We start from the raw sequence: 2,476 nt of genomic DNA, 5'->3' as shown, positions 1-2,476 counted from the left end.
TAAAAACACGTTCAGATATGAGTTGTACGGCGACTATCAACAGGTAACTTCCCCAAAATACCCTTGAAGATGGTTGTTTCCAAGCCAGAGCTAACAAGCACATCGGTAACAAAACTCCAGCAAAGGAGGCTAACTTGACCCACCATCGGAGAAATTGCCATTGCTGCTGGTTAAACCCAATTTCTGCCGTAAAGGGTAAACGTCGAGCTTTCACACCAAAACCATAGCCAAGAGCTAGCAGGGTTATAATCAGAATAAAGAGCGCAAGAATCAATCCATTATTAACTGTCATCTGCTCGAAAATACCAATTCTCATACCTTAGTTTAATCTGGCTTTAACATCCTCACTCCACCTTGGCTGCCAACAACAATATTTCGCCTTCTACTTTTATATAGTCAGTGTGCAACAGTCTGTAATGAGTCGTAGGCTGAATCACCTACTCTTTTGCTCTGACTTTTGAGGTTGTGATCCGTGTCTTGTTATTGAATAAAGCCTATATGATTAGTAATCTCGTTAGTTAATTGCTAAGAGGCAACTGTTGTTTGCTTGCAGACTGAGAGGATGCGTTGGTCGTTAGCGCTAATAAGTTTGATTTGATGAAAATTGGATAAGTTAATTTTCATATTTTCAGTTTTTGCTTTATTGTAACTAAGTGATTTAGCAGAAACTGTGTTGTTATCCTGTTTTCCTGTAAAGCAACTAAACTCAGAATTAGGATAGTACAAAGCTCCCACAATATCTCCTTGTTGATGTTGCATTACTAAGTAGGCTTTCCCAATTTGATTAGGTTTAGGAGTTTCGCCGTATAAATATGTTCCATCAACAAGCGGAGCCGATTTGGTTGAGCTATTTGGCAAGCTCTGTCCAGTTGAAGAAGGAATTTCTAAACCGACTAAAGCTAGAGAAAGCAATATAAATGCCGCACTTTTCTGGAGTTTTGTGCTAACAGTTGCAGGTGGATTCATTTGTTTTTTCCTTGCGTTACTGTTGGTTGTACTTACCTTAAACTAGGGTGTTGTTTGTATAAATCTTTCTGTCGGTAGAGATTAGGGTAGCAATATCAACTTTCAAGCTCTTGCACTATTGGACAGCACGTTTACTGACAAAAAGTGGACGTGATTGCGCTCGTGATTTACAAGGGTTGCAGAGTTCTTAGAGCAACTAATTCCTTACAAGTGCTACACTTGTTAACTGAGGTTGTATATTTGCGGGAGATTGCGCTGCAATTAATTCAACTTTGCCATTAGCGTTGTTGGTGTGCTAAAAGAGGCTACTGGGAAATAGATTTTTAAGCACCTGGTCAGGTGATGGCGAGATTTTGCGGATATTGATTAAAAAAGAATATCCAGGGAGAATGTGTAAAAGCCTGGATATTCGTAAGTAAATTAGACTAATCAACGGAGGTGTTGTAGATTTGTAGTTAATTGGGTTTTGGAAAAAACGCTTCCTTAATTGCCTGGGTGATTTGCTCTCGGTCAGTTTCATCCATTGGCAGTGGCGTCACTCCTTCCTCAGGTTCAAAAGAAATTTCTTGCCATTGACTGACGGGAATGTTTTGTTTCTCCAAGCTCTGTAGCTCAGAGAGCGTAGCGAAAACCATCCAAACCGAAAAGTCTTCGATCCGCAGTAACACCTCAATATCATTGACTAACTCATAGCTCCATAGTTCCAAAGGATGGTAGCAGCCATCTTCCTCAAATTTTCCGCATTCTCGGATGAGCGCTCTTGCTGCTGGCGTTAAAGTGCCTTCAACAACGGGAGCAATGCGATTTTGTTAGATCGGACTTTAATTCTCATTTATAGAGCTAAATTCTCAATAAGAACAGTTATTTAGCTGCGATCGCACCCCTAAATAGGTGATTTAGCACCCGAATTTTAAACACCTCACAAAATCGCATTGCTCCCTTCAACAACTACCCCATCAGGGTGAACGACACAGACGAGGTGGGGGTTATGTGAATAGAGGAGACAGTTATCGCACTCTGGAAGTTTCGGCATAGTACCAGTGTACTGCTTTGTCACAAGCGATCGCTTGGCTGAAATTGGGAATCCTAAAAGAAGAAGTTAAGAGTGATTTTTAGTACAAATGGTTTTTAAATTTCGCTTGATTGGTGTTGCAGCTTTGCTTCTAGCTCAAATGTCGTTACCCGTATTTGCCAACAATCTTACCGCTACAGTTGTAAGCGTAGGTGACGGTGACACCATACGGGTGAAAACTGGTAACAAAACTGTGACTGTTCGCCTCGCTTGCATTGATGCACCAGAGATGAAACAGAATCCTTGGGGACAGCAATCATCAGCAAGACTCAAACAATTGCTGCCAGTGGGCCAAGCAATCAGCTTACGTGCTATTGAAACTGACAAATATAAGCGCCTGGTTGCAGAGGTGTTTGTCGAGAATCGCAGTGTCAACATGATTATGGTGCAAGAAGGGCAAGCTGTTGTTTATCGTCAGTATCTCAAAGGCTGTCCAGA

3 protein-coding genes and 1 pseudogene are annotated in these 2,476 nt (G+C 41.4%); 1 reads left to right on the top strand and 3 read right to left on the bottom strand.

The genetic code is table 11. The annotated features are described in order from the left end of the window. From LC574_RS35600 to LC574_RS35590, 3 genes and pseudogenes are all read right to left on the bottom strand, one after another. Nucleotides 1-292, bottom strand: a pseudogene (locus LC574_RS35600) (hypothetical protein); the annotation flags it as partial. Between the two features lie 233 nt (nucleotides 293-525). Then, nucleotides 526-966: a hypothetical protein gene (locus LC574_RS35595; RefSeq protein ID WP_229458330.1), complete on the bottom strand. Its 441-nt coding sequence runs from the start codon at nucleotides 964-966 to the stop codon at nucleotides 526-528. 455 nt (nucleotides 967-1,421) lie between these two features. Continuing rightward, a complete protein-coding gene (locus tag LC574_RS35590; RefSeq protein ID WP_229458329.1) occupies nucleotides 1,422-1,673 on the bottom strand; it encodes a hypothetical protein in 252 nt (83 codons plus the stop codon). A gap of 414 nt (nucleotides 1,674-2,087) precedes the next feature. On the opposite strand from LC574_RS35590, the gene LC574_RS35585 reads away from it, so the two are divergent. Then, nucleotides 2,088-2,476: thermonuclease family protein (locus LC574_RS35585; protein WP_229458328.1), on the top strand; the 389-nt coding region annotated here is incomplete at its 3' end.

Origin of the sequence: Nostoc sp. CHAB 5715 (assembly GCF_020829685.1) — a bacterium.
Lineage (GTDB): Bacteria > Cyanobacteriota > Cyanobacteriia > Cyanobacteriales > Nostocaceae > Nostoc.
This window is presented reverse-complemented; position numbering and strand designations above follow the sequence as displayed.

What these genes read in the sequence shown, in the direction of transcription:
- LC574_RS35595 (WP_229458330.1), bottom strand. Translation starts at nt 966, where the DNA reads ATGAATCCACCTGCAACTGTTAGCACAAAACTCCAGAAAAGTGCGGCA.